General features: G+C 72.6%; 28 protein-coding genes, 1 tRNA gene and 1 CRISPR repeat array (1 of these 30 cut by a window edge). Of the genes, 18 read left to right on the forward strand and 11 right to left on the reverse strand.

All coding sequences use genetic code 11. The features are described from left to right. Positions 1-222: 222 nt before the first annotated feature. From AC6H2I_RS14575 to AC6H2I_RS14625, 11 genes are all read left to right on the forward strand, one after another. Positions 223-1,170: an acyltransferase domain-containing protein gene (locus tag AC6H2I_RS14575; RefSeq protein WP_497501382.1), complete on the forward strand. Its 948-nt coding sequence runs from the start codon at positions 223-225 to the stop codon at positions 1,168-1,170. Beyond that, the gene (gene fabD, locus AC6H2I_RS14580; RefSeq protein WP_497501383.1) at positions 1,167-2,045 is read left to right on the forward strand and encodes an ACP S-malonyltransferase; all 879 of its coding nucleotides are present in this window, start codon (positions 1,167-1,169) and stop codon (positions 2,043-2,045) included. Before AC6H2I_RS14575 ends, fabD begins: the two co-directional genes overlap by 4 nt. Before the next feature lie 14 nt (positions 2,046-2,059). Beyond that, positions 2,060-2,497, forward strand: a complete 438-nt coding sequence (locus AC6H2I_RS14585) for a putative toxin-antitoxin system toxin component, PIN family (RefSeq protein ID WP_497501384.1) — start codon at positions 2,060-2,062, stop codon at positions 2,495-2,497. A gap of 92 nt (positions 2,498-2,589) precedes the next feature. Beyond that, entirely contained in the window at positions 2,590-3,144 is a 555-nt protein-coding gene (locus AC6H2I_RS14590; RefSeq protein WP_497501385.1) for a hypothetical protein, read from the forward strand. A gap of 148 nt (positions 3,145-3,292) precedes the next feature. Further along, positions 3,293-3,898, forward strand: coding sequence for a DedA family protein (locus tag AC6H2I_RS14595; RefSeq protein WP_497501386.1), 606 nt, complete (start codon positions 3,293-3,295; stop codon positions 3,896-3,898). 10 nt (positions 3,899-3,908) lie between these two features. Continuing rightward, positions 3,909-5,306: a DUF1329 domain-containing protein gene (locus AC6H2I_RS14600; RefSeq protein ID WP_497501387.1), complete on the forward strand. Its 1,398-nt coding sequence runs from the start codon at positions 3,909-3,911 to the stop codon at positions 5,304-5,306. A gap of 200 nt (positions 5,307-5,506) precedes the next feature. Next, positions 5,507-6,826, forward strand: coding sequence for a sn-glycerol-3-phosphate ABC transporter substrate-binding protein UgpB (ugpB, locus tag AC6H2I_RS14605; protein ID WP_497501388.1), 1,320 nt, complete (start codon positions 5,507-5,509; stop codon positions 6,824-6,826). A 53-nt stretch (positions 6,827-6,879) separates the two neighbouring features. Continuing rightward, positions 6,880-7,764, forward strand: a complete 885-nt coding sequence (ugpA, locus tag AC6H2I_RS14610) for a sn-glycerol-3-phosphate ABC transporter permease UgpA (protein WP_497501389.1) — start codon at positions 6,880-6,882, stop codon at positions 7,762-7,764. Next, positions 7,761-8,609, forward strand: coding sequence for a sn-glycerol-3-phosphate ABC transporter permease UgpE (gene ugpE / locus AC6H2I_RS14615; RefSeq protein ID WP_497501390.1), 849 nt, complete (start codon positions 7,761-7,763; stop codon positions 8,607-8,609). Before ugpA ends, ugpE begins: the two co-directional genes overlap by 4 nt. 1 nt (position 8,610) lies before the next feature. Next, positions 8,611-9,714 (forward strand): sn-glycerol-3-phosphate import ATP-binding protein UgpC, encoded by a 1,104-nt coding sequence (locus AC6H2I_RS14620; protein WP_497501391.1) that lies wholly within the window; start codon positions 8,611-8,613, stop codon positions 9,712-9,714. Positions 9,715-9,750: 36 nt separating this feature from the next. Continuing rightward, a complete protein-coding gene (locus tag AC6H2I_RS14625; protein ID WP_497501392.1) occupies positions 9,751-10,170 on the forward strand; it encodes a VOC family protein in 420 nt (139 codons plus the stop codon). 64 nt (positions 10,171-10,234) lie between these two features. Here the strand turns inward: AC6H2I_RS14625 and AC6H2I_RS14630 are convergent, their stop codons facing one another. Next, on the reverse strand, positions 10,235-11,296 hold the full coding sequence (locus tag AC6H2I_RS14630; RefSeq protein WP_497501393.1) for a sensor histidine kinase: 1,062 nt from the start codon (positions 11,294-11,296) through the stop codon (positions 10,235-10,237). 201 nt (positions 11,297-11,497) lie between these two features. Between AC6H2I_RS14630 and AC6H2I_RS14635 the strand changes: the two genes are divergently transcribed. Then, a complete protein-coding gene (locus AC6H2I_RS14635) occupies positions 11,498-12,211 on the forward strand; it encodes a M48 family metallopeptidase (RefSeq protein ID WP_497501394.1) in 714 nt (237 codons plus the stop codon). A 110-nt stretch (positions 12,212-12,321) separates the two neighbouring features. Beyond that, complete coding sequence (locus AC6H2I_RS14640; RefSeq protein WP_497501395.1) at positions 12,322-13,530, forward strand: multidrug effflux MFS transporter; 1,209 nt, start codon at positions 12,322-12,324, stop codon at positions 13,528-13,530. Here AC6H2I_RS14640 and AC6H2I_RS14645 read toward each other — a convergent pair. Continuing rightward, complete coding sequence (locus tag AC6H2I_RS14645; RefSeq protein WP_497501396.1) at positions 13,499-13,978, reverse strand: MgtC/SapB family protein; 480 nt, start codon at positions 13,976-13,978, stop codon at positions 13,499-13,501. The genes AC6H2I_RS14640 and AC6H2I_RS14645 overlap by 32 nt on opposite strands. Before the next feature lie 457 nt (positions 13,979-14,435). On the opposite strand from AC6H2I_RS14645, the gene AC6H2I_RS14650 reads away from it, so the two are divergent. Continuing rightward, a complete protein-coding gene (locus AC6H2I_RS14650) occupies positions 14,436-15,572 on the forward strand; it encodes a type III PLP-dependent enzyme (RefSeq protein ID WP_497501397.1) in 1,137 nt (378 codons plus the stop codon). A gap of 134 nt (positions 15,573-15,706) precedes the next feature. On the opposite strand, the gene AC6H2I_RS14655 is transcribed toward AC6H2I_RS14650, so the two are convergent. Next, entirely contained in the window at positions 15,707-15,925 is a 219-nt protein-coding gene (locus AC6H2I_RS14655; protein WP_497501398.1) for a DUF1127 domain-containing protein, read from the reverse strand. Positions 15,926-16,203: 278 nt separating this feature from the next. Between AC6H2I_RS14655 and AC6H2I_RS14660 the strand changes: the two genes are divergently transcribed. Further along, on the forward strand, positions 16,204-16,932 hold the full coding sequence (locus AC6H2I_RS14660; RefSeq protein WP_497501399.1) for an HAD family hydrolase: 729 nt from the start codon (positions 16,204-16,206) through the stop codon (positions 16,930-16,932). Continuing rightward, positions 16,929-17,276, forward strand: a complete 348-nt coding sequence (locus AC6H2I_RS14665) for a cupin domain-containing protein (RefSeq protein ID WP_497501400.1) — start codon at positions 16,929-16,931, stop codon at positions 17,274-17,276. Before AC6H2I_RS14660 ends, AC6H2I_RS14665 begins: the two co-directional genes overlap by 4 nt. A 17-nt stretch (positions 17,277-17,293) precedes the next feature. Here the strand turns inward: AC6H2I_RS14665 and AC6H2I_RS14670 are convergent, their stop codons facing one another. From AC6H2I_RS14670 to AC6H2I_RS14695, 6 genes are all read right to left on the reverse strand, one after another. Beyond that, positions 17,294-17,932: an exonuclease domain-containing protein gene (locus AC6H2I_RS14670; RefSeq protein ID WP_497501401.1), complete on the reverse strand. Its 639-nt coding sequence runs from the start codon at positions 17,930-17,932 to the stop codon at positions 17,294-17,296. A gap of 37 nt (positions 17,933-17,969) precedes the next feature. Further along, entirely contained in the window at positions 17,970-18,371 is a 402-nt protein-coding gene (locus AC6H2I_RS14675) for a gamma-butyrobetaine hydroxylase family protein (protein ID WP_497501402.1), read from the reverse strand. Between the two features lie 2 nt (positions 18,372-18,373). Beyond that, on the reverse strand, positions 18,374-18,625 hold the full coding sequence (locus AC6H2I_RS14680; RefSeq protein WP_497501403.1) for a Trm112 family protein: 252 nt from the start codon (positions 18,623-18,625) through the stop codon (positions 18,374-18,376). Positions 18,626-18,708: 83 nt separating this feature from the next. Continuing rightward, a complete protein-coding gene (locus AC6H2I_RS14685; RefSeq protein WP_497501404.1) occupies positions 18,709-19,392 on the reverse strand; it encodes an LON peptidase substrate-binding domain-containing protein in 684 nt (227 codons plus the stop codon). A gap of 121 nt (positions 19,393-19,513) precedes the next feature. Continuing rightward, positions 19,514-20,461 carry a thioredoxin gene (gene trxA / locus AC6H2I_RS14690; protein ID WP_497501405.1) on the reverse strand — a complete coding sequence of 316 codons (948 nt, stop codon included), beginning with the start codon at positions 20,459-20,461 and terminating at the stop codon, positions 19,514-19,516. Between the two features lie 71 nt (positions 20,462-20,532). Beyond that, complete coding sequence (locus AC6H2I_RS14695) at positions 20,533-21,105, reverse strand: prolyl-tRNA synthetase associated domain-containing protein (protein WP_497501406.1); 573 nt, start codon at positions 21,103-21,105, stop codon at positions 20,533-20,535. Positions 21,106-21,257: 152 nt separating this feature from the next. Here AC6H2I_RS14695 and AC6H2I_RS14700 point away from each other — a divergent pair. Next, positions 21,258-21,332 (forward strand) — tRNA-Gly (locus tag AC6H2I_RS14700). Positions 21,333-21,415: 83 nt separating this feature from the next. Here AC6H2I_RS14700 and AC6H2I_RS14705 read toward each other — a convergent pair. After that, positions 21,416-21,823: a PIN domain-containing protein gene (locus AC6H2I_RS14705; protein WP_497501407.1), complete on the reverse strand. Its 408-nt coding sequence runs from the start codon at positions 21,821-21,823 to the stop codon at positions 21,416-21,418. Further along, the gene (locus tag AC6H2I_RS14710) at positions 21,813-22,043 is read right to left on the reverse strand and encodes an AbrB/MazE/SpoVT family DNA-binding domain-containing protein (RefSeq protein WP_497501408.1); all 231 of its coding nucleotides are present in this window, start codon (positions 22,041-22,043) and stop codon (positions 21,813-21,815) included. Before AC6H2I_RS14710 ends, AC6H2I_RS14705 begins: the two co-directional genes overlap by 11 nt. Positions 22,044-22,229: 186 nt before the next feature. On the opposite strand from AC6H2I_RS14710, the gene cas3 reads away from it, so the two are divergent. Next, entirely contained in the window at positions 22,230-24,332 is a 2,103-nt protein-coding gene (gene cas3 / locus AC6H2I_RS14715; protein ID WP_497501409.1) for a CRISPR-associated helicase Cas3', read from the forward strand. 206 nt (positions 24,333-24,538) lie between these two features. Continuing rightward, a CRISPR array of direct repeats spans positions 24,539-24,868; the repeat unit is 32 nt; unit sequence GTCGCCCCCCGCGCGGGGGCGTGGATCGAAAC (it continues 1,967 nt past the right edge of the window).

Genomic DNA, 24,868 nt, shown 5'->3' on the forward strand with positions numbered 1-24,868 from the left:
TGCTCGATCATTCCCCGGGATATTTTCCACGAGGGGTACCCCCGTATGAAAAGCACCACATTCGGACGTGCTCCGCCGCCGCGGCGGCGACGGGCCGGCGCAAGCCGTGCGTTTCAACCCCGACTCGGGTGCTGCGGGCGGGTTTTTCGCGTCGGAGGCTGCGCCGGCGGGCGGGATGTGCTATCGCAGGGGGAGGCGCCACGACCCCGGGAGCTTGCGCGCGTGCGGCCGATCGTCTTCCTGCATTCCGGGCTGGGAGCCCAGTACTACCAGATGGGGGCGGAGCTGTACGCCCGCGACGCGGTGTACCGCGACGCCGTGGACCGGGTGTCGGAGATCGCCGGGCCGGTCGGTGGCCGGTCGCTGGCCCGGGTGGTCTTCGACCGGCCGATGGCCGACAGCGACGGCTTCGACGATCTTGTGGAGGCCAATCTGGCGCTGTTCGCCCAGGGCTGGGCGCTGACCCGGGCGCTGGCGGCGCGCGGCATCCGCCCTGACGCGCTGGTCGGCTACAGCCTGGGCGAGGTGATCGCGGCCGTGGTGGCCGACGCCCTGCCGCTGGAGACGGCGGTGGAGGTCCTGAAGGCCGAGGCCTGGATCATGGAGGACGAGACGCCGCCCGCCACCATGGTGGCGGTGCTGGCCGATCCCGCCCTGCTTGCCGCCGACCCGCTGCTGGCGGACGCCTGCACGGTGGGGGCGGTGAACGCCGACAGCCACGCCGTGGTCACGCTGGCCGAGGCCGACCTGGCGGCGGTGACGGCGGCGCTGGACCGGCACGGCGCCACCTGGGCGCGGCTGCCGGTGCGCCGCGGCTTCCACGCCGCCTTCATCGACCCGGCCGAGGGGGCGCTGCGCCGGCTGTGCTTCGCCCTGCCCTGGACGCCGCCGCGGGTGCCGCAGTACTCCTGCGCCCTGGCGGCCCCGGTGGCGCGCTTCGACGGCGACCACCTGTGGCGGGTGGTGCGCGGGCCGATCCGCTTCCGCGACACCATCCGGGCGGTGGCGGCGGCCCTGCCGGGCGCCCTGTGCATCGACTGCGGCCCGTCGGGAACCCTGGCGGCGCTGACCCGCATGGCGGTGGGCGACGGGCTGGCGGCGCTGCCGGCAATGAACCAGTTCGGCCGCAACCTGGACACCCTGCAACAGATCGAGGCGGCGTTGCGATGACCACCATCCACCTTTTCCCCGGGCAGGGCTCCCAGGTGCGCGGCATGGGGGCGGCGCTGTTCGACCGCTTCCCCGACGCCGTGGCGGAGGCCGACTCGGTGCTCGGCTATTCCCTGCGCACCCTGTGCCTGGAGGACCCGCGGGGCGAGCTGTCCGACACCCGCTTCACCCAGCCGGCGCTGTTCGTGGTCAACGCCCTGGACCACCGGGCGCGGGTCGAGGACGGCGGCCGCGCCCCCGACTTCGCGGCCGGCCACAGCCTGGGCGAGTACAACGCGCTGCTGGTGGCGGAGGCGTTCGACTTCGCCACCGGGGTGCGGCTGGTGCAGACCCGGGGCGCGTTGATGGGCGCGGTCGAGGGCGGCGGCATGGCCGCGGTGATCGGCCCCGACGCGGCGGCGATCCGCAGCGCCATCGCCGAGGCCGGTACGGCGGCGGTCGACGTCGCCAACTTCAACACCCCGACCCAGACCGTGCTGGCCGGCCCGCTGGCCGAGCTGGACCGCCTGCAGCCGGTGCTGGAGGCCATTCCCGGCTGCCGGGTGGTGCGCCTCAACGTGCGCACCGCCTTCCATTCCCGCCACATGCGGCCGCTCAAGGAGGCGTTCGCCGCCGTCGTGGCCGGCGTGCGCTTCGCGCCGCTGGTGGTGCCGGTGGTGTCCAACTTCACCGCCCTGCCCTACCGCGACGACGAGGTCGCCCACAACCTGGTGCAGCAGATCGACCACTCCGTGCGCTGGGTCGAATCGATCCAGTACCTGCTGCAGGAGGAGGACGCCGCCTTCGTCGAGATGGGGGCCGGCGGCATCCTGACCCGCATGGTGGAGGAGATCCGCAAGCACCCGGTGCCGGTGAACATCGCCCGGCGCTATTGAGGCGGCGGGCGGCCATGCGCGTCGTCGTCGACACCAACGTCCTGGTCGCCCACGCCCTGCTGCGCGACCCCGTGCCGCGGCGCTGGGCGGCCGTGCGGCCGTGCGTCGCGGCGGCGCTGCGGGGCGGGCTGCTGGCCTCGCAGGCGACGCTGGAGGAGCTGCGGGCGGTGCTGCGCCGCCCCGTGTTCGACCGCTTGCGCACGGCGGCCGAGCGGGAGGCCTGGCTGGAGGTGATCGAGGCCGCGGTCGTCCGGGTGGAGCCGGTCCGCACCCCGTGGCGCTGCCGCGACCCCGACGACGAGAAGTTCCTCGACCTCGCGGTGGCCGGGCGCGCCGGCGCGCTGGTGACCGAAGACCGCGACCTGCTGGTGCTGGGCCGGGTCGCCGCCACGCCCATCCTGCGCCCACCGGCCTTCCTGGCCGGGCTCGCACCCGCGGCCGCGGACGATTGAGGCCGGCGATTGAGGCCGGCGATTGAGGCTCGACAATCCGCCGCCAGGCTGTAGAATGAACCGTGAACATTTCGCAGCCCACGGGTGGGGTCATGGCCCAGGAAAGGGAGCAGGAGACGGTGCGGGACGGTGGATCGGCCCCGGGGTTGGACCCTGCGCCGGCGCCCGGCCGGCAGGCCCTGCTGTTCGACAGCCTGCCCGAGGCGGCCCCCCGGCCCGGCCGGCGGGCGCGGGCCGGCCGGCCGCGCGCCGCCAAGGGGGCCACCACGGCGGCCGCCGCGGTCAGCGTGGACACCGTGCGCGAGGCCGTTCCCGGGGCGGCGGCCGGGCCGCTGGCGCCTCCCCCCGCGGCCACCCCGACCAGCGCGGCGGCGCGCCAGGGGGCCATGCCCCTGGCCCCGGCGACGGCCTCGCCGCCGCCGGCCTTCGACCCGGCGGCCCTGACCAACCCGGAGCTGCGGGCGCTGGTGCAGACGCTGCCCGACGCCCGGCTCGCCCATCTGCTGGTGGAGGCGGCGCGCGCCCTGAAGCGGCGGGTGCAGCCCGACGGCTGGGACGAGGCGGAGGACGGGCCGTTCGAGCCCGACCGCGGGCTGCTGCGCGCCGCGGCGCAGGCGGTTGCCGAACTTTCGGGGGAGGACGCCTGAGACCAATTGGTCACAGGGCGAATCCACCCCTGACAAAAGGCACCCCCCATGCCATATTGGCTGCGAGCCCGGACGACCGGGCCGGGTGTTGGGTCCGTACCGCCACAGCGCGTTCCGAGGGCTCGTCCGCAACCCGCAGGAGGCGTTGTTGGAGTGGATCAATTGGCTTCGGGACTGGGGTGATGCGTTCTACCCCGTGGCCTTTCTCTGGTCTTTCTTCGAGGGCGAGACGTTCGTGATCTTCGGCGGCTGGGCCGCCTCGCTGGGCGTTCTCGACGTCAAGCTGCTGATCGCGACGGTGTGGCTGGGCAGCTTCTGCGGCGACCAGATGTGGTTCTGGCTGGGCCGCCGCTGGGGCGTCAAGGCGCTGGACCGCTTTCCCGCCGCCGGCCGCCGCGCGGCCCGGGTCCATGTCTGGCTGGAGCGCTACGGCGTCGGCTTCATCCTGACCTTCCGGTTCCTCTACGGGGTGCGCAACATCGCCTCGGTGGCGCTCGGCACCTCGCACATCCCGTGGCGGACGTTCCTGGCGTGGAACTTCGTCGCCGCCGGACTCTGGGCCTGCAGCTTCGCCGGTGCCGGCTACATGTTCGGCGAGGCGGCCGCATCCTTCGGCGAATCCGGCACGAAGATCCTGCTCGGCGTGGCCGTGCTGGTGGTGGGCGTGCTCGTCGCCTGGAAGAGCATCGCCTGGAACCGCCGCCGCCTCGTGCGCCGGGCCGCCGCCGTCGAGAGCGCGGCCGCCGCCGAATAGGCGCCCGCCCGTGGCCCGGCGATCCGCGACCGCGCGCGGCACGGCGCCGCTCACCGCCACCCTGGCCGTCCTCCTGGCCGTCCTCCTGCCCACGGCGGCCGCCCCGCCGGTCCCGGGCGGCACGGCGGCGGCGGCGGCGGCGGAGATCGCCGGCGGGCTGGCCGACGGGCTGACCCCGATGGGCGCCATCCGCGCCGCCAACCCCGAGGGCACGATCCCCGAATGGACGGGCGGCATGACCACGCTGCCCCGCACCTTCGTCGCCGGCACCCACCACCCCGACCCCTTCGTCGACGACGGCCGCTGGTTCACCGTGCGCGCGTCCGAGCTGGAGCGGTTCGCCGTACGCCTGTCGGCCGGCCTGCAGGAGCTGCTGCGCCGCTACCCCGACAGCTTCGAGATGCCGATGTACGTGACGCGCCGCACCGCCGCGGCGCCACAGCGCATCTACGACGCAACCGCCGCCAACGCCGGGCGCGCCCGCATCGCGGAGAACGGTCTGGCGGTCACCGGGGCGGAGGCCGGCGTTCCCTTCCCGCAGCCGCGCACCGGCGACGAGGTCATGTGGAACCACACGCTGCGCTGGCGCGGCGCGGCGGCCGTGCGCACCGACGTCGTCGCGCTGCCCGCGCCCACCGGCACGCTGGACGTCAACCACTACCGCGAATCCTGGCTGGCGGACTACAGCGCCGGCCGGCCCGGGCTGACGGCCTTCTCGTACAAGCGCACGGGCATCGCGCCGGACGCCATCGCCGGCAGCACGCTGCTGATCCACGAGACCTTGAACCCGCTGCGCCAGCCGCGCGCCGTGTGGTACCGCCCCGCCGGCCGCACCGCCGTGCTGCGCGCGCCCGACTTCGCGTACGGGACGCCCGATCCCGCCACCGGCGGCCTGCGCACGGCGGACATGCTGGACATGTTCAGCGGCGTCACCGACCGCTTCGACTTCCGCCTGGTCGGGCGGCGCGAGATGTACGTGCCGTACAACGCCTACCGCCTGAACATCGGCGCCCTGACGCCGCGCGACTTCCTGTGGCCGGCCCACCCCGACCCCGCCTTCCTGCGCTACGAGTTGCACCGGGTGTGGGTGGTCGAGGCGACGCTGAAACCCGGCTACCGCCACCCGTTCCCCCGGCGCACCTACTATCTGGACGAGGATTCCTGGCAGATCCTGATGGCCGACCACTACGACGCCAAGGGGACCCTGGCCCGCTACGCCGAAGCCCATGGCATCGCCATCCCCGAGGTGCCGGTGTTCCTGCCGACCCTCGAGCTGACCTACGACTTCGCCAGCGGGCGCTACGTGGCCAGCGGCCTCGACAACGAGGAACCGGCGCCCGTGTTCGACCCGCCGCTGAAGCCCGACGCCTTCGCGCCGGAGTCGCTGAAGCCGTCCCGGCGCTGGTGACCGGACGCCCGCCGCCGGCGGGCCGGCGGCCGCCGCACAAAAATCCGCCGGCGGCCGCCACAAAAGCTTCACCACGATGAGATCTCCCGGCAACACGACGGGCCTAAGGAGCGGGGCTCGGTGGCGCACGACGGGCGGCGACGCGGTCACGCGCCGCCCTGCCCGTGGGCCGCCCGCAGTCCACGCAAGGGAGGCACAGGATGGTTCGAGTCAAGGCTTTGCTGGCCGGCACCGCGCTTGCGCTGGTGGCCTCGGCCGGGTCCGCGCAGGCGGTCACCGAGCTGCAGTGGTGGCACGCCATGGAGGGCGGCAACAACGAGGTCGTCGAGCGGCTCGCCGCGGAGTTCAACGACTCCCAGGGCGACTACAAGGTCGTCGCGGTCTACAAGGGCAAGTACCCGGAGACGCTGCAGGCCGGTATCGCCGCCTTCCGCGCCAAGCAGGCGCCGCACATCATCCAGGTGTTCGACGTCGGCACCGGCGTCATGATGGCCAACGCCGCCGCGGTGAAGCCGGTCGCCGAGGTGCTGCGCGACGCCGGCGCCACCTTCGACAAGAGCCAATACCTCGCCGGCATCGTCGGTTACTATTCGACCTCCGACGGCGAGATGCTGTCCTTCCCCTACAACAGCTCCTCGCCGATCCTCTATTACAACAAGGAAGCCTTCCGCAAGGCCGGCCTCGACGAGACCGCGCCGCCGCGCACCTGGCCGGAGGTCTTCGACGCCGCCCGCAAGATCAAGGCGGCCGGCTGGGCCTGCGGCTACACCACGACCTGGCCGACCTGGATCCACCTGGAGAACTTCTCCGCCTGGAACAACCAGCCCTACGCCACCGACGCCAACGGCCTGAAGAGCCTGACGCCGACGCTGACCATCAACCGCCCGATCAACGTCGCCCACTTCCAGACCCTGGCCGACATGCAGAAGGACGGCTCCTTCAGCTACGGTGGCCGGACGTCGGAGGCCAAGCTGAAGTTCCTCAGCGGCGAGTGCGGCATCCTGACCGAATCGTCGGGCGGCCTCGCCGACATCGCCAAGTCGAAGATCGACTACGGCATCGGCCAGCTCCCCTACTACGCCGACGCCGCGGGCGCGCCCCAGAACACCATTCCCGGCGGCGCCTCCCTGTGGGTCTTCGCCGGCAAGTCGGCCGAGGAGTACAAGGGCGTCGGCCGGTTCTTCCAGTTCCTGTCGCAGACGCCGGTCCAGGCCCGGCTGCACCAGGTCTCCGGCTACCTGCCGGTCACCCAGGCCGCCTACGAGGCGACCAAGGCGGAGGGGTTCTACGACAAGAACCCGGGCCGCGAGACGCCGATCACCCAGATGATGGGCAAGGAGCCGACCGACAACTCGCGCGGCATCCGCCTCGTCAACATGCCGCAGGTGCGCGACATCCAGAACGAGGAGATCGAGGCGCTGCTGGCCGGCAAGCAGGACGCCCGGACCGCCCTGGACACGGCGGTCGAGCGCTCCAACGCGGCCATCGCCCAGGCCGCCAAGGCCGTCGCGCCCAAGTAACGCCACCGCACCCCTCCCCCGGCGCCGTCCGGGGGAGGGCCCAGGGGATCGCCATGCAGCGACGCGCCGTCTTTCCCGGGAAGGCCCTGCCCTACCTGCTGGTCGCCCCGCAGATCGCCATCACCCTGGTGTTCTTCTTCTGGCCGGCCTACCAGGCGCTGGAGACCTCGCTCTACCGCGAGGACCCCTTCGGCCTGTCCAGCGTCTTCGTCGGGCTGGAGAACTTCCGCCAGGTGCTGGGCGATCCCGGCTACCTCCACGCCCTCGGCGTGACGGCGGTGTTCAGCCTGTCGGTGGCCCTGTTGGCGCTGGCCGCCGGGCTGCTGTTCGCGGCCATGGCCGACCGGGTGGTGCGCGGCAAGACGCTCTACCAGACGCTGCTGATCTGGCCCTACGCGGTGGCCCCGGCGCTGGCCGGCATGCTGTGGCTGTTCCTGTTCTCCCCGGCCATGGGCACGCTGGCGATCTGGCTGCGCCGCGCCGGGGTGGCGTGGGACCCCCTGCTGGACGGCGACCAGGCGATGGCCCTGGTGGTGGTGGCGGCGGCGTGGAAGCAGGTGTCCTACAATTTCCTGTTCTTCCTGGCGGGCATGCAGGCGATCCCGCGCTCGCTCGTCGAGGCCGCGGCCATCGACGGCGCCGGCCCGTTCCGCCGCTTCCGGACCATCGTTCTCCCGCTGCTGTCGCCGACCACCTTCTTCCTGCTGGTGGTCAACACCGTCTACGCCTTCTTCGACACCTTCGGCATCATCCACGCCGTCACCCACGGCGGCCCGGCCAAGGCGACGGAGACCCTGGTCTACAAGGTCTACAACGACGGCTTCGTCGGGCTGGACATGGGCGGCTCCTCGGCCCAGTCGGTCATCCTGATGGCCATCGTGGTGGCGCTGACCGTGGTCCAGTTCCGCTACGTCGAGCGCAAGGTCCACTACGCATGATCGAACGGCGCCCCGTCGGCCGGCTGATCGCCCACCTCACCCTGGTGCTGGGCATCGCCATCGTCGCGTTCCCGATCTACTACACCTTCGTCGCCTCGACCCGGACCACCGTGGAGATCCTCGGTCCCCCCCTGCCCCTCTACCCCGGCGCCCATTTCCTGGAGAACTACGCCGGCGCCCTGTTCGGCGGGATCGGCCGCATCGGCGGCGTCGACGTGGCCCGGCTTCTGGTCAACAGCACGGTGGTGGCCCTGGCCATCGCCGTCGGCAAGATCGTCATCTCGATCCTGTCGGCGTTCGCCATCGTGTTCTTCCGCTTCCCGCTGCGGATGGTCTTTTTCTGGATGATCTTCCTGACGCTGATGCTGCCGGTGGAGGTGCGCATCCTGCCCACCTACAAGGTCATGGTCGACCTCGGCCTCATCGACACCTACACCGGGCTCACCCTGCCGCTGATGGCCTCGGCGACGGCGACCTTCCTGTTCCGCCAGTTCTTCCTGACCATCCCGGACGAGCTGCTGGAGGCCGCCCGCATCGACGGCGCCGGACCCTGGCGCTTCTTCAAGGACATCCTGCTGCCGCTGTCCAAGACCAACATCGCGGCGCTGTTCGTCATCCTCTTCATCTATGGCTGGACGCAGTACCTGTGGCCGCTGCTGGTCACCAACAGCAACGACATGAACACGATCGTCATCGGCCTGTCGAAGATGATCTCCTTCGCCGACGCCGCCACCGAATGGAACCTGGTGATGGCGACGACGATCCTGGCCATGCTGCCGCCGGTGGCGGTGGTGGTCCTCATGCAGAAATGGTTCGTCAAGGGCCTGGTGGAGAGCGAGAAGTAACATGGCGACCGTCGAGATCCGCGCCGTCCGCAAGGACTATGGCGCCGTCCAGGCCATCAAGGGCATCGATCTTCACGTGGCGGACGGCGAGTTCCTGGTGCTGCTGGGCCCGTCGGGATGCGGCAAGTCCACCCTGCTGCGCATGGTCGCCGGGCTGGAGGACATCTCCGGCGGCGAGATCGCCATCGCCGGCCGCGTCGTCAATACCCTGGAGCCCAAGGACCGCGACATCGCCATGGTGTTCCAGAACTACGCGCTCTACCCGCACATGAGCGTGTTCGACAACATGGCCTACGGGCTGAAGATCCGCGGCCTGCCCGCGGCGGAGATCCGCGCCCGGGTCGACACGGCGGCCGCCATCCTCGAACTCGGCCCGTTCCTGCAGCGCCGCCCCTCCCAGCTCTCCGGCGGGCAGCGCCAGCGCGTCGCCATGGGCCGCGCCATCGTCCGCGAGCCCATGGTGTTCCTGTTCGACGAGCCGCTCTCCAACCTGGACGCCAAGCTGCGCACCCAGATGCGGGTGGAGATCAAGCGCCTGCAGGACCGGCTGGGCATCACCTCCCTGTACGTCACCCACGACCAGGTCGAGGCGATGACCCTGGCCGACCGCGTGCTGATCATGAACCACGGGGTGGCGGAGCAGGTCGGCACCCCGCTGGAGGTCTACCGGCGCCCGGCCAGCCTGTTCGTCGCCGGCTTCATCGGCGCCCCGCCCATGAACGTGGTCGACGCGACGCTGGAGGCGGACGGCCGCACGGTGGCGCTGGGCGACGGCGTGCGGCTGCCGTTGCCGCACGCGTACGCACGGCACGCCGGCCAGGCCGTGGCGCTGGGGGTGCGTCCCGAACACCTCGCCCCCACCGCGGACGGCCCGCTGCGGGTCGTCGTCGACCTGGTCGAGGCGCTGGGGGCGGACACGGTGGTGCACGGCCGGCTGCCCGGCGGCGCGCCGCTGCTGGCCCGCCTGCCCGGCCTGCCGGCCTGCCGCGAAGGCGAAACCCTGGCGCTGGCGGCGCCGGCCGACGCCTTCCACCTGTTCGACCCGGCGACGGGGCGGCGGGTCGAGGCCCACGCCGCCGCAGACAGCGCCGCCACCGCGCGCTAGGATGGCCGGGCATCCGGCGTGAGGAGACGGTCCCCCATGAGCAGCCTGCAGCCCTTCCACCTCGCCTTCCCCGTCCGCGACAAGGAGGAGGCGCGCGCCTTCTACGTCGGAACGCTGGGCTGCGGCGTCGGCCGCGAATCCGACCAGTGGATCGACCTCGACCTCTACGGCCACCAGATCGTCGCCCACGTCACCGCGGGGGCCGGCCCGAAGGGCCACAACCCGGTCGACGGGGAGGAGGTCCCGGTGCCCCATTTCGGCGTGGTGCTGGGGTGGGACGACTGGCACGCCCTGGCCGAGCGGCTGCGCGCCGCCGGCGTGCGCTTCGTGATCGAACCGCAGATCCGCTTCAAGGGCCAGGTCGGCGAGCAGGCCACCATGTTCTTCCTCGATCCCAGCGGCAACGCGCTGGAGTTCAAGGCCTTCCAGGACATGGGCCAGCTCTTCGCGCGGTGACCCGCGACCGTCGCACGGCCCCGGGGCGAACGGGCCAGGGGCGAACGGGCCAGGGGCGAACGGGCTAGGCGCCGAGATCCACCAGCGTGCGAACCTCGGAGCCGGCCACCGTGCCGGCCAGCGGCACGGACACCGAGAACACCGAGCCGCGGCCGGCCCGCGACCGCACCGCCACCGCGTGCCCCAGCGCCGCGGCCAGCCGGCGGGCGATCGCCAGCCCGAACCCCGCGCCCTTGCGCCCCTCGGCGCCGTGCGCCTTGTGGAAGTCGTCGAAGATTCGGGCGGTGTCGTCGGGGTGCAGGCCCGGCCCGCTGTCCCACACCTCGATGCGCAGGGCGCCGCCGCGCCGGCGCGCGCCCAGCACCACCCCGCCGCGGTCGGTCAGGCGCACGGCGTTGGACAGGAACTGGCGCAGCAGCCGCTCCAGGTAGGCGGCGTCGCTGCGCACCCGCGCGCCGCAGGGCCGCACCACCAGGCGCAGGCCCCTGGCCTCGGCGGCGCCGTCGAACTCCCCCAGCAGCTTGGCGAAGAGGTCGTCCAGGTCGACGTCGACCGGAGGGGAGGGGCGGTCGATGCCCGCCTCCAGACGGGTCACCTCGACGAGCGCGCGCAGCATGGCGTCGGCGCCCTCGATCGCCTGCCCGAGGCGGTCCAGCAGTTCCGTGGCTTTGGCGTCGGTGACCCGGTGCTGCAGCAGATGGTGGAACAGCTGCATCGCCTGGAAGGGCTGGCGCAGATCGTGGTTGGCCGCCGACAGGAACCGCCCCGCCGCCGTCCGAGCACGCTCCGCCTCGCCCGCCGCCGGCTCGCCCGCGCCGCCCGCGGCGGCCACCGCCCAGGGGGCGCCGGTGGCGTCGCGCAGCGGCAGCAGGCGCACCGTTCCGACGGCGGGAAGGGTGGCGTCGTCCGGCCGCCCCGACGCGGCCACCGCGGCCACCGCCGCGGCGATCCCGGCGGGCAGGCCGGCGGCGGCGGCGGCCCTCCCTTCCATGGTGGCCGGCGTGCGGCCCAGACACGCCGCCAACCTGCGGTTGACGACGAGAACACCTCCATCCGGCGCAAACAGCGCCAGGCCGTGGCCATCCACAGTCAGCAATGCTTCCAGCAGATCTTCGCGGTTCGTCATATGACCTTTCCGGCTATCGGGCCGCCATCGACGTGGTCTGCATGTATGGCTGGTGCCGAGACCACATGGTTACATGACGGCATCTTGCACACAAGTGCCCCCGGGCGGTGGTGACAAGTCGCGCCCCGCCGCCGGCGCGGGTGGCGACGGGAGGGAAGGGGCGCTGGTGCGCGGTCCCGCGCGCGGTCTATAACAGGAGCCATGACCATCCGCCGCACCCCCAAGGCGCCCCGCGCGCTGGCCATCGCCGGGCTGCCGATGCCGCTGGAGCTGCGCGAGAGCGCGCGCACCCAGCGTCTGACCCTGCGGGTCGACGCCGGGCGCGGGCTGATCCAGGTGGTGGTGCCGCCGGGCCTGCCGGAGGTCGAGGTGCGCCGCTTCGTCGGGCGCCACGAAGGCTGGGTGCGCGCCCGCCTGGCGGCGCTGCCGCCGCAGCTCCCCTTCGCCGCGGGCGCCAGCGTCCCCTATCTCGGGCTCGACCACACGATCCACCACGACGCGGCGCTGCGCGGCGGCACGCGGCGCGCCGACGGCGCCATCCTGGTCGGCGGCCAGCCCGAGCACGTGGCCCGCCGGGTGCGCGACTTCCTCACCGGCGAGGCGCGCCGGGAACTGGCCGAGCGGGCCCGGGCCAAGGCCGCCGGGATCGGCGCGCGGGTGGCCGCGGTGACGGTGCGCGACACCCGCAGCCGCTGGGGAAGCTGCACCGCCACCGGGCGCCTGTCCTTTTCCTGGCGCCTCATCCTGACGCCCGAGGCGGTGCTCGACTACGTCGTCGCCCACGAGGTGGCCCATCTCAAGGAGATGAACCACTCGCCGCGGTTCTGGGCGCTGTGCGCCACGCTGACCGCCGACGTCGCCGGCCCGCGCGCCTGGCTGCGCCGCAACGGGGCGCGGCTGCTGCGCTACGGCTGAGCCGCCCGCCGCGGCGGCAGGCCAGCCATGCCCGGGCCGCTGCGGCCTTCCCAGCCCGGGCCGGCTGTGGCGTCATGGCCGCCCGCTCCCACCCGACGCAACGGCCGCCGATGCCCCGCTCCGATTCCCTTGCCGTGCGTGTGCTGCTGACGGCGCTCGTCGCCTTCGGCCCGCTGTCCACCGACCTGTACCTGCCGTCCCTGCCGACGCTGGTGCGGGTGTTCGGCACCGACATCGCCACGGTGCAACTCACCCTGTCGGTGTTCCTCGTCGGCTTCGCCGTGGCGATGCTGGTGTACGGGCCGCTGTCCGACCGCTTCGGCCGGCGTCCGGTCCTGCTCGGCGGGGTGGCGATCTACCTCGTCGCCAGCCTCGCCTGCACCGCCGCGACCACCGTGGAGCAGCTCATCGCCGCACGGTTCTTCCAGGCGCTGGGGGCGTGCTGCGGCCCGGTGGTGGCGCGCGCGGTGGTGCGCGACGTGTTCGGCCGCGACCGCGCCGCGACGGTGCTGGCCTACATGAGCATGGCCATGGCGCTGGCCCCGGCGGTGGGCCCGGTGCTTGGCGGCGCGCTGACCGAAGCGTTCGGATGGCGGGCCAACTTCGTGGTGCTGACCCTGATCGCCGTGGCGGTGCTGTCGGCCACCGCCCTCCTGCTCGCCGAGACCAACCTCCGGCGCGACGCCGAGGCCCTGCGCCCGTCCCGGCTGGCCGGAAACTACCTGGCCCTGCTGCGCAGCCGGCCCTACATCGGATGCGTGCTGGCGGTCGCCTTCTCCTACAGCGGCATCTTCGCCTTCATCTCCGGTTCGTCCTTCGTGATGGTGGACGGGATCGGCCTGTCACCCGGCGCGTACGGGCTGTGCTTCGGCGTCGTGGTCGTGGGGTACATGGCGGGAAGCTTCGCCGCCGGGCGGATCAGCGGGCGGGTCGGCGGGCTGCGCATGATGCGCACGGGCACGCTGATTTCGACGGCCGGCGGGCTGTCGGGCCTCGCCCTGGCCCTGGTCGGGGTGGAGGGCACGGTGGCGGCGGTGGCCGCCGTGGTCGTGCCGATGGCCCTGTTCAACGTCGGCTGCGGCTTCACCCTGCCCAACGCCATGGCCGCGGCGGTCGGCCCCTACCCGACCATGGCCGGTCTCGCCTCGGCGCTGATGGGATTCGCGCAGATGGGCGTCGCCGCGCTGGTCGGCATCGCCGTCGGCCACCTGCACGACGGCACCTCCCGGCCCATGGCGGCCGCCATCGCCCTGGTGGCCGTGGGCGCGGCGGCGGTCGTCTGGGGGATCATTCGTCCCGAGTCTCCTGATGGCGCGTGAGCCAGCGCTCGAAGGGCTTCAACGCGACCAGGGTGACCAGGCAGATGGCGGTCGCCAGCAGGGCCACGGCGTAGACACCGGCGCCGCAGGCGATGCCGAGCGCCCCGGCGATCCAGATCACCGCTGCGGTGGTGGCGCCGTGGACGTCGGCGCCGCGGTGGATGATCACGCCGGCGCTGATGAAGCCGATGGCCTGGGCCAGCCCCTGGATGACGCGGAGCGGGTCGAGGTCGCCCTGCCCTCCCTGGGCGGACAGGGAGCCGTACATCTCCAGCGCCACCAGCGTCGTCGCGGCGGCGCTGACGGCGACCAGCATATGGGTGCGCAGGCCGGCGTCCTTGCCGCGGGCCTCGCGGTCGAGCCCAAGCACGGCGCCGCACACGGCGGCCAGCGCCAGGCGCAGGGCCACCTCTTCGAACGGCAGGGTCAGGGTCAGGGTCAGGTCCATGGTCGGTCTCCACCTCCGGGCGCCGTGCGACACGCATGGCGCGTCTGCACGTTTTTTCACCGGCCGGGCGATTTTTTCCCTTCCCTCCCCCGACCGTTCGCTCTATGTAACGGCCACTCGCAAGCGCACGTGCCGCTGGCCCGCCCTCGCCCCTATGGGATCCCCCCGATGGCCGAGGTGGTTATGCAACGACGTAACGCGTGATCCCCGACCGTCCCTTAAGCAAGGCGGCGTCTTGGAGGTTACGATGGTTGATGTTGTTGTCGGTGGGCCGCGCCGGTCCACCCGTCTCCGATCTGTCTGCGCCCCGTGTGGTGCTCCCGGCCCGTCCAGTATGGGCGGCCTGAACGCCTGACCGCTGATTCAGTTTCGCGGTCTGTCGGCGCGTTCGGCCGCTCCGTACCCGACTCCACACGCCACCGCTTTCCCCCCATCATCTTGCGTCCGGGAGACTGAGATGACCGCCAAGATTGCGCGCTTCTTCGAGGAGCGCCGCCCCCAGACCCCGTGCCTTGTCGTCGACCTCGACGTGGTGGAATCCAACTACCACGCGCTGGCCGACGCCCTGCCCGACGCGCGGGTGTTCTACGCCGTCAAGGCGAACCCGGCGCCGGAGATCCTGCGCCTGCTGACCCGCCTGGGCTCGGCCTTCGACACCGCCAGCGTGCCCGAGATCGAGATGGTGCTGGCGGCGGGCTGCACGCCGGAGCGCATCTCCTACGGCAACACCATCAAGAAGGAAGCGGACATCCGCCGCGCCTTCGAGCTGGGCGTGCGCCTGTTCGCCTACGACAGCGACGCCGAGCTGGAGAAGATCGCCCGCGCCGCCCCCGGCGCCCGCGTGTTCTGCCGCATCCTCACCTCCGGCGAGGGCGCGGAGTGGCCGCTGTCGCGCAAGTTCGGCTGCGACCTGCCGATGGCCCGCGACCTGCTGATCCGCGCCCGCGAGATGGGCGTGCAGCCCTGGGGCGTGTCGTTCCACGTCGGCTCCCAGCAGAAGGACCTGAGCCAGTGGGACCGCGCCATCGGCGAGGTCGCCCAGCTCTTCCGCGAGCTGGAGGACGCCGGCATCGACCTCGGCATGATCAACCTGGGCGGCGGCTTCCCCACCCGCTACCGCTCCGACGTCCCGGCCTCCCAGGCCTATGGGCAGGCCATCTTCGACAGCCTGCGCCGCCACTTCGGCAACCGCCTGCCCGAGGCGATCGTCGAGCCGGGCCGCGGCATGGTCGGCTCCGCCGGGGTGATCGAGAGCGAGGTGGTGCTGGTGTCGCGCAAGTCGGCCAGCGACCCCAAGCGCTGGGTCTACCTGGACATCGGCAAGTTCGGCGGCCTGGCCGAGACCATGGACGAGGCCATCCAGTACCCCATCGAGGTGCTGGGCGAGCCGGCCAACGACGACGCCGAGGCGGTCATCCTCGCCGGCCCCACCTGCGACAGCGCCGACGTGCTGTACGAGAAGGCCGAGTACCGGATGCCGGGCGGGCTGAAGGCCGGCGACCGCGTGCGCATTCACGCCACCGGCGCCTACACCACCACCTACGCCGCGGTGTGCTTCAACGGCTTCGCGCCGCTCCAGCAGTACTGCATCTGAGGACGGCGGGGCCTCCGGGCCCCGTTCCCCCGGTGCGGCGCCGGCCTCCGGCGGGCGCACGTGAAAAAGGCCGCACCCCCCCGTGGGGATGCGGCCTTTCTCGTCGTGCGGGCGAAGGCGCCGGGGCCGGCGGATCAGTCCTGCCAGAAGGGCTTCGCCGTCTCGTGCTCGACCTCGAACCGGGTCACGCCGATGTCGCGCATCATGCGGTCGTCCAGCCGGGCCAGCTCACGCCGGGTGGTGATGCGGTGGCGCCACAGCGCCAGGGTGTCGAACACCTGGTCGACGCCGTGGGTCAAGGCGGCGGACAGGGTTCCTCGGCCCGCGGGGGCCGGATGGTAGGTCAGGGACATGGTGGTGATTCCGTTTGTTTGTCGCGGCGTCGTCCGTGATGGCGTCGCCTGCGTCGTTGTCTCTTGAGACCATGGTTACCCCGGCGCGCCCAATTCTACCACCCCCAACTAGACATATCGGGAGTGAGCGAATCCCATACCTGTTCGTGGAATAGGGGTGCCCGGCGCGGCCGCCGCACCGTCCGGCGGTGCCGGCCGGCGACTCGCCCTTGCCAGGGCGGGAGCGGTCGGGTAGCTGTGGCCGGGGCGTGTGGGGCCGGTGCGGCCGGGGAGGGACCATGATCGACACCATCGGCTTCGACGGCGACGACACCCTGTGGCACAACGAGTCGCTGTTCTCGATGACCCAGGACCGCTTCCGCGCCCTGCTGTCCCACGCCGCCGACCCGGAGACCCTCGACCACCGCCTGCTGGCGGCGGAGCGGGCAAACCTCCGCTACTACGGCTACGGCATCAAGGCGTTCGTGCTGTCGATGATCGAAACCGCCATCGCCGTGACCGACGGCCGCGTCGCCGCCGCCGACATCGCCGCGCTGGTGGATTTCGGCAAGACGATGCTGGCCCATCCGGTGGAGCTGCTGGACGGGGTGACCGACGCGCTGGACGCGGTCGGCCGCGACCACCGCCTGGTGCTGATCACCAAGGGCGACCTGTTCGACCAGGAAAGCAAGGTCGCCCGGTCGGGCCTGGCCGAGCGCTTCGCCGCCGTCGAGATCGTCAGCGAAAAGGACCCCGCCACCTACCGCCGCGTGCTGGAGCGCCACGGCATCGCCCCCGGGCGCTTCCTCATGGTCGGCAACTCCGTGCGCTCCGACGTCCTGCCGGTGCTGGCGGCGGGCGGCCACGCCGTCCACGTGCCCTATCACCTGACCTGGGCGCACGAGGAGGCGGACCCGCCGGCCGCCGGCTACCGCCGCATCGGATCGCTCCACGCGCTGCCGGCGGCGGTCGCCGCCCTGCACGGCGCCCCGCCCTCCCCCAGCCCCGCCGACCGGAGCCTGCCATGACCCTGATCCCCGTCGACCCCGCCGCCGCCGCCGCCGAGACCGGCGGGCCGGAGCCCGACCGCCTGCTCGCGGGGGCGCCGGTCTTCACCACGCGCAACGCGTACGAATCGGCGGACGGCCGGCGCTTCGCCGGGGAATGGACGAGCACGCCGGGACGGTGGCGCATCCGCTATGACGAGTGGGAGGAGTGCCGCATCCTCTCCGGGGTCAGCGTGATCGCCCACGACGACGGCCGCGTCTGGACGGTGCGGGCGGGCGACCGCTTCGTCCTCGAGCCCGGCTTCGCCGGCACCTGGGAGGTGGTGGAGACCACCACCAAGCAGTACGTGGTGATCCTGCCCTGAGCCCCCGGCGCCCGGCGTCACCCCGGACCGGGGGCGCCGCCGCCGCCGTCGGCGGACAGGGCGTGGCGCAGGGCGGCCGCGACCATGCGGGCGTCGGACAGGGCGTCGTGGGCGGGAAGCTCCGGCACGCCGGGAACGCAGCGGTGCAAGTCGCCGCTGCTGACCGGGTGCCCCGGGGTGCCGGCGGCGACGGCCAGCACGTCGCGCACGTTGACGAAGCGCCCCGCGTCCAGCGGCGGGTCGACGCCGGCCAGGGCGCAGTTCTCCCACACCACCTCGCGGTCCGCCCCGTTGCACAGGACCGCGCCGGCCTCGCCGACGAAGGCGGCGAATCGGGCGAGGGCGTCGGGAAAGGCGATGGCCTCGCGTTCGAGGCGCCGCTGGTCGATGCCGGTCAGCGCGGTGAAATAGGCGCTGAGCTGCGGGTTCAGGCGCGGCCACACCAGCACCGACAGCGCCGCCCGTTCCGCGAGGCCGGGCGCCCGGCCGACCCGGACGGCGCCGATCTGGACGATCTCGCGGTGCTCGCCGGGGCCGCTCCAGCACCGCGCCTGGGAGCCCTCCCAGGCGGTGAACTCCAGGTCGAACACCACCGCGCCCGGCACCGCCGCCAGCCGGTCCCGCAGGTGACGGGCGGTCGCGGGGCGGGCGATCACGGCGCCGCCGCCACGGCCGGGGGGGCCGGCCGGGGGGTCAATGGTGGCGCGGGTCGCGGCTCAGCCCCTTGGCGTCCAGGTCCGCCAGATAGCCGGCCCAGCGCGTCTCCTGGTTCTCCCCCAGGTCGTACAGGTAGGACCACGTGTAGATCCCGGTGTCGTGGAGGTCGTCGAACCGGATGCGCATGGCGTAATGCCCGACCGGCTCCACGGCGAGAATGCCGATGTGCCTCTTGCCCCACTGGGTGACCTCCTGGCCCGGCCCATGGCCCTGCACCTCGGCCGAGGGGCTGAGCACGCGGAGGTACTCGGCGGGGTAGGAGAAGGTGCGCCCGTTGTCGAACGCGATCTCCAGGCGCTTCTCCTGGGCCTTCAGGCGGACCTCCACCGGCCAGTGGCGGGTGCCGCCCTCGTCCGCCGCCGCGCCGACATCGCCCATGGTCAGGCCCCCGCGCCGGCGGCGCCGGTGGCGGAGTCGCCGTCCAGCTTGCGCGCCTCGTCGATCAGCATGATCGGAATGCCGTCGCGGATCGGGTAGGCCAGCCCCGCCCGGTCGCTGATCAGCTCGCCGCGCTCGGCGTCGTAGCGCAGCGGCCCCTTGGTCAGGGGGCAGACCAGGATCTCGAGGAGCTTGCGGTCCACCGTGCCGGCGCCGGCCGGGGGGGACTCGGGTGGGGGGCTGCTGTCGCTCATGGATCCTTGCCATCCGTTCTGTCGTCGCGGGCGTTCCGGGGCGGCGGGCCGCGCGGACGCGCGGCGCCGGGCCGGACCCCGGCTCAGTGGCGTTGCGCCGCGCAGTCGCCGTCGCGGCAGTCGAGAATGGACATCTCGATCAGCGCGATCAAGAGCTTCGCGCGCTCGCCGAGGTCCGGCGCCTCGAGCAGCGCCTGCTTCTCGCTGGCGTCCAGCGGGCAGATCATCGCCAGCGAGTTGACCAGCCGCTCGTCCGGGGTCGATTCGATGGCCGCGCGGTCGACGGCGATGCCCTGGGCGGAGAGATAGCGGCGCAGCCCCGCCAGCAGCCGCGGCCGGTCGAAGGCGCCGGTGCCCAGCGCCTCCGGGTCGGTGGCCGCGAGGTCGGCGGCGAAGCGGTCCCACACCGGAACCACCCGGCGGTAGCCGCGCACGCCGTCCAGCTCGCGGCGCACCGCGAAGCGGCAGACGCCGGTCAGGGTGATGACGTAGCGGCCGTCGTCGGTTTCGGAGAAGGTGGTGATCCGCCCCGCACCGCCGGTGGCGTAGAGCGCCGGGTCCTGGGCGCGCGAGGCGGGATCGGTGGGCTGGATCATGCCGATCAGGCGGTCGCCGGCCATCGCGTCCTCGACCATCGCCAGATAGCGCGGCTCGAAGATGTTCAGGGGCAGGCGGCAGCGTGGCAGCAGCATGACCCCCGGCAGCGGAAACACCGCCAGGGTGTCGGGCAGACCTTCGCGGGTCGTGGGGAACGGGCTCCGGCTCATGCGACCAATATAGAGCCCGCCGCCCCGCCGAACAGGACCTTGGCGGAACCCGGGGCGGAACCCGGGGCGGAACCCGGGGCGGAACCCGGTCCGATCGGCGGTGGGGCCGGGCGCCGGCGGATCAGCTGAACAGGATGGTCGACAGCCGGCGCCGCGTCTGCACCGTCAGCGGGTCGGTCGGGCCGAACGCCTCGAACAGCTTGACCAGCTGCTTGCGCGCCGCGTCTTCGTTCCACGTCCGGTCGCGGCGCACCAGCTCCAGCAGCTCGTCCACCGCGGCCTCGCGCTTGCCCGCGGCGTAGAGCGCCATGGCGAGGTCGAAGCGGGTCTGGTGGTCGTCCTTGTCGCGGGCCAGCGTCTCCATCAGCTCGGTCACCGGGCCGGCGGCCTGGGCCTGCTCGGCCACCTCGATGGCGGTCCGGGCGGCGGCCAGTTCGGGGCTCTTGGCCAGATCCTCGGGCGCGCCGGCGACCATCTCCTTGGCCTGCTCCAGGTCGTTCAGGGCAATCAGGCAGCGCACCATGCCGGCATAGGCCTGGGCGTTGGCCGCGTCGTGCTGCAGGATCTGGCTGTAGATGTCGGCGGCGGCGGTCGGATCGCCGGCCTCCAGCGCCTGCCGGGCGTGGCCCAGGGCCTCCTCCAGCACCGCGCCGAGATCGTCGCCGGCGGCCCCGCCGGCCAGCGTCACCAGGCGGTCGACCCACTGCTTGAGCTGGGATTCCGACTGGGCGCCGACGAACGCGTCCACCGGTCGGCCCTGGAAGAAGGCGTAGACGGCGGGGATCGACTGGACGCGCAGCTGCTGCGCCACCATCGGGTTCTGGTCGGTGTCGATCTTGACCATGCGCACCGCGCCCTTGGCGGCGCGCACCACCTTCTCCAGCGCCGGTCCGAGCTGCTTGCACGGGCCGCACCACGGCGCCCAGAAGTCGACGATCACCGGAACGGTGTTCGACGCCTCGACCACGTCGGCCATGAAGGTGCGATCGCTGCTGTCCTTGATGAGGTCGGCCCCGGCCCCGGGGGCGGTCGCGGCAGCGGCGGCGTTGGCGGGCGGCACAGAGAACATGGCGGTCACTTTTCCCGTTTGGTGTTTGCGTGATTAGATGAGCGCACGGACGCACCCGCACAAGTGTTCGCTCACCCCTCCGCCTCCCGCCCGAAGTCGACGATCCGCGGCTCGTGCCCGCAGGCGCGGATGAAGCGCAGCAGGTCCGCGGCGGCGATGGCGGTGGTGCGGTCGTTGGAGAGCGGGTGGTAGTTCAGCGGGTCGTGCTCCAGCATCGCCTGCTGCAGCACCACGGCGACCCGCTGGTCCGGGTCGTTGACCAGGGCGAACGGGGTGACCGAGCCCGGCCGCACGCCGAGCGCCTGCCACAGCCGCTCGGCCGAGCCGAAGGACAGCCGGGCCGAGCCGATCACCTTGTCGAAGCTGTTGAGGGCGACCGGCGCGTCCTCCAGCGCCACCACCAGCCAGTGCTGCCCCTTCTTGTCCTTGAGGAAGAGGTTCTTGCAATGGCCGCCGGGCAGCGCGCCGCGCAGCGCCTTGCTCTCCTCCACCGTGAAGAGCGGCGGGTGGTGGTGGGTGACGGCGTCGATGCCGAGCTCGGCCAGCCGCTCCAGCAGCCGCTCGGGCGTGGTGGGCAGGGGCGGCAGGGCGGCCTCGGCGGAGGGCGGCGTGGCGGCCCCGGGGCTGGGATCGGTGTGGGACATGGAGCGCTTGTACCCCGCCCCACCGGGGCCCGTCCAGCGGTCGCGAAACGGCGGAACATGACGCTTGCATTGCCTCGGCCGATCTGTATAGTCCGCCGCACGCCGCCAGCGGGCGCCCTTCGGGGACAGCCCCGGCGATGCCGCAACGGAGCGCGGGCGTAGCTCAGGGGTAGAGCACAACCTTGCCAAGGTTGGGGTCGAGGGTTCGAATCCCTTCGCCCGCTCCAAATTTGCCTTCCATCACAGGGTTGCCGAGGACGGGCCGTGTCACCGGTCCCCTTGCCGCCGGTGCCGATGCCGCCGGTGCCGATCAACCCTCGGCACGGAACGGATTGAGGATGCGCAGCCCGCCGTCGATCGTCAGCCCGTGCTGCAAATCCTCCGACCACAGCGTGTCGCACCCGGCCTGAAGCGCCGCCGCCGCGATCATGGCGTCATAGGTCGAGAAGCCGTAACGCTCCGCGAGCGACAGGCCGAGCTCGTGGGTGTCCGTGGTCAGGGGATGGACCGCCAGCAAACTGCGCACGAGCGAGAGGAAGTCGCGGGTTTCCCGCCATGAGAGGCGCATCTTCCGGCGGGCGACGTTGGCCAGCTCGTTCAGCACCTGCACGCTGATGGCGCCACCCTCGCGGACGATCCCCTCCGCCCGGTCGGCCTTCGCCGGATCATCCGACGCGAGATAGACCAGGACGTTGGTGTCGAGAAAGCTACCGGGCATTCGCCTCGTCCCGGTCGAACGTGAAGTCCGCCGGGAGGCGCCCTCGGAACGCCTGCAGCCGCCTCAGCAAGTCCGCGCGGCCGGGCTTGCGTGCGACGGCGAAGTCCCGCGCGTCGGTGATGTGGATCTCGATTTCATCGCCTTCCCGGAGTTCCAACGCCTCCACGACCGCCGCGGGAAGGCGGATGGCAAGGCTGTTGCCCCATTTGGCCACCTGCATGGCGACACCTCGCGGATATACATTGTGTGAAATGTATATCCTGAACCCTCCGGGGTCAAGGAAGGCCGCCGGCTCGATCCTCCGTGAACCTGCCGCACAACGTCCGGCCCCACGCCATCGCGCACCCTGCCGTCGTGCTATGGTCATTGTCCGGCGGACCGGCATCCGCGGACAAGGGGGCAGCCGATGGGAAACAGCGATCCCGTTCTCTACGCCCATTCCGTCGAGGGCAAGGACCCGGCGTGTTGGGAGCCCCTGACCGACCATCTGAACCAGGTCGCCGATCTGGCCGCGGCCTTCGCCGACCCGTTCGGGTTCGCCGACGCGGCCCGAGCGGCCGGGCGGCTGCACGACCTGGGCAAGGCCACCCCGGCGTTCCAGGCATACATCCGCAAGGGCAAGCGGGGCGGCGGCCCCGACCATTCGACCGCCGGCGCCCTCCTCGCCCGCGCCCTCTACGGGGACCGTCTCGGCACCCTGCTGGCCTTCGCCATCGCCGGCCACCACGCCGGCCTCGCCAACGGCACCGGCTACGGCGGGGCCGTCACCTCGCTGAAGGAGCGGCTGAAGGGGGGCAGCCGGGTCGCGCCACCCGCCGGGGTGGACCCGCCAGACGCGGCGGCGGTGCTGGCCCCGTTCCACGCCCGCACCCGCACCCCGTTCGGCGACGCGCTGCTGGCGCGCATGCTGTTCTCCTGCCTCGTCGACGCGGATTCCCTGGCCACCGAAGCGTTCTATCTGCGCGCCGAAGGCCGGACCTCCGACCGCGGCAGCGCCGTCACCCTCGCCACGCTGCGCGACCGGCTGGCCGGGCACCTCGCCGGCCTGTCCGCCACGGCCCGGCCCGGCGAGGTCAATGCCCTGCGCGCCGAGGTGCTGGCCGCGGCGACGGCGGGGGCGGACGAGGCGCCGGGGCTGTTCACCCTGACGGTGCCGACCGGCGGCGGCAAGACCCTGGCGTCGCTGTCGTTCGCCCTGAACCACGCGGCGCGGCTCGACCGGCCGCGGGTCATCCACGTGATCCCCTTCACCTCGATCATCGAGCAGACCGCCGACGTGTTCCGGCAGGCGCTGGGCGACGACGACGCGATCCTGGAGCACCACAGCGCGTTCGAGGCGGACCCGCCCAAGACCGACCGGGGCGCCGACGACGAGGGGGCGGACGGGGCGCGGAAGATGCGCCAGGCGGCGGAGAATTGGGATCGCCCGGTGGTGGTCACCACGGCCGTCCAGTTCTTCGAGAGCCTGTTCGCCGCCCGCCGATCCCGCTGCCGCAAGCTGCACAGCATCGCCGGCTCCGTCATCGTGCTGGACGAGGCGCAAACCCTGCCCCTGCCGCTGCTGCGGCCCTGCCTGGAGGCGCTGAAGACGCTGGCCGCCGACTACGGCTGCTCGGTGGTGCTGTGCACGGCGACGCAGCCGGCGGTGCGGGAGACGGACGGCTTCCCGGGCGGACTGACCGACACCCGCGAACTGGCCCCCAAGCCGGAACGCCTCTACCAGAGACTGCGCCGGGTGACCGTCGGGCGCTGCGAGGCGCCGCTGACGGTCGAGGATCTGGCGGCGCGGATGGCGGAGGCGCCGCGCGTCCTGGTCATCGTCAACAACCGCCGCCACGCCCGCGCCCTGTTCCGCGCCACGCGCACCCTCGACGGCGTGCGGGTGCTGACCACCGCGCTCTGCGGCGCCCACCGCCGCACCGTGCTGGCCGGGGTGCGCGAGGCGCTGGGCCGCGACGACGGCGGCCCGGTCCGTCTGATCGCGACGTCGCTGGTCGAGGCCGGCGTCGACCTGGACTTTCCGGTGGTCTACCGGGCGATGGCCGGCCTGGAATCGATCGCCCAGGCGGCCGGCCGCTGCAACCGGGAGGGGCGGCTGGGCGAGGGCGGCGGCCGGGTGGTCGTCTTCACCCCGGCCGAACCCGACCATGGCCCGCCGCGGGAGCTGCAGGCCTTCGCGGGGGCCGCGGAGGCGGTGTTGCGGGCCCGGCCCGACGACCCGCTGGGGCTGGACGCGATCCGGCTCTATTTCGGCGATCTCTACTGGCGCAAGGGCGCCGCCGGCCTGGACGAGGCCTGGGTGGGACGGCTCAAGGGCATCCTCGCCGCCCTGGACGAGGCGGGCGGCGACCGGCTGTTTCCGTTCGCCGACATCGCCGACGCCTTCCGGATGATCGACGACGCCCAGCGCCCGGTCATCGTGCTGTCCAACACCGACCTGTACGACCCGGACAGCGGCCTCGACTGGGACGACCCAACCTTCCGGCGGATCGAGGGCGCGATCTTCTGACACCGGCCCCCCCGAGCGCCGGTGCCTGCGCGAACCCGAAGCGAACACGCCAGCGCCGGGAGGTTCGCGCGCGCCGCAAGCCCTTGTTCCGCAGGACCAATCCCGCAGCGCTCTCGCTTGGCTGCGGGCCAAGCCGTATGATCGCGACACGGTTCGCGCAACGCAGCCGGATTGTGCATCTTGGACAAGTGGATAGAGTAAGGGGGGTCGCCCCCCGCGCGGGGGCGTGGATCGAAACGCCATCGAGTACGGAATCGCCGACAACATCATCCACGGTCGCCCCCCGCGCGGGGGCGTGGATCGAAACAACGACGGGCCGCTGGCCGATCTCGCACAGGCCAGGTCGCCCCCCGCGCGGGGGCGTGGATCGAAACCAGAACCGGACGACGCGGTAGCCGCGCAGGCGCAGCGTCGCCCCCCGCGCGGGGGCGTGGATCGAAACTCGACGAGCTGCTGGAGCTTGGCCTCGCGGTCGGAGAGTCGCCCCCCGCGCGGGGGCGTGGATCGAAACGCGAGATCCGCGGTTGGGGCCCACT

It is taken from the genome of Azospirillum sp. NS33 (assembly GCF_059703765.1).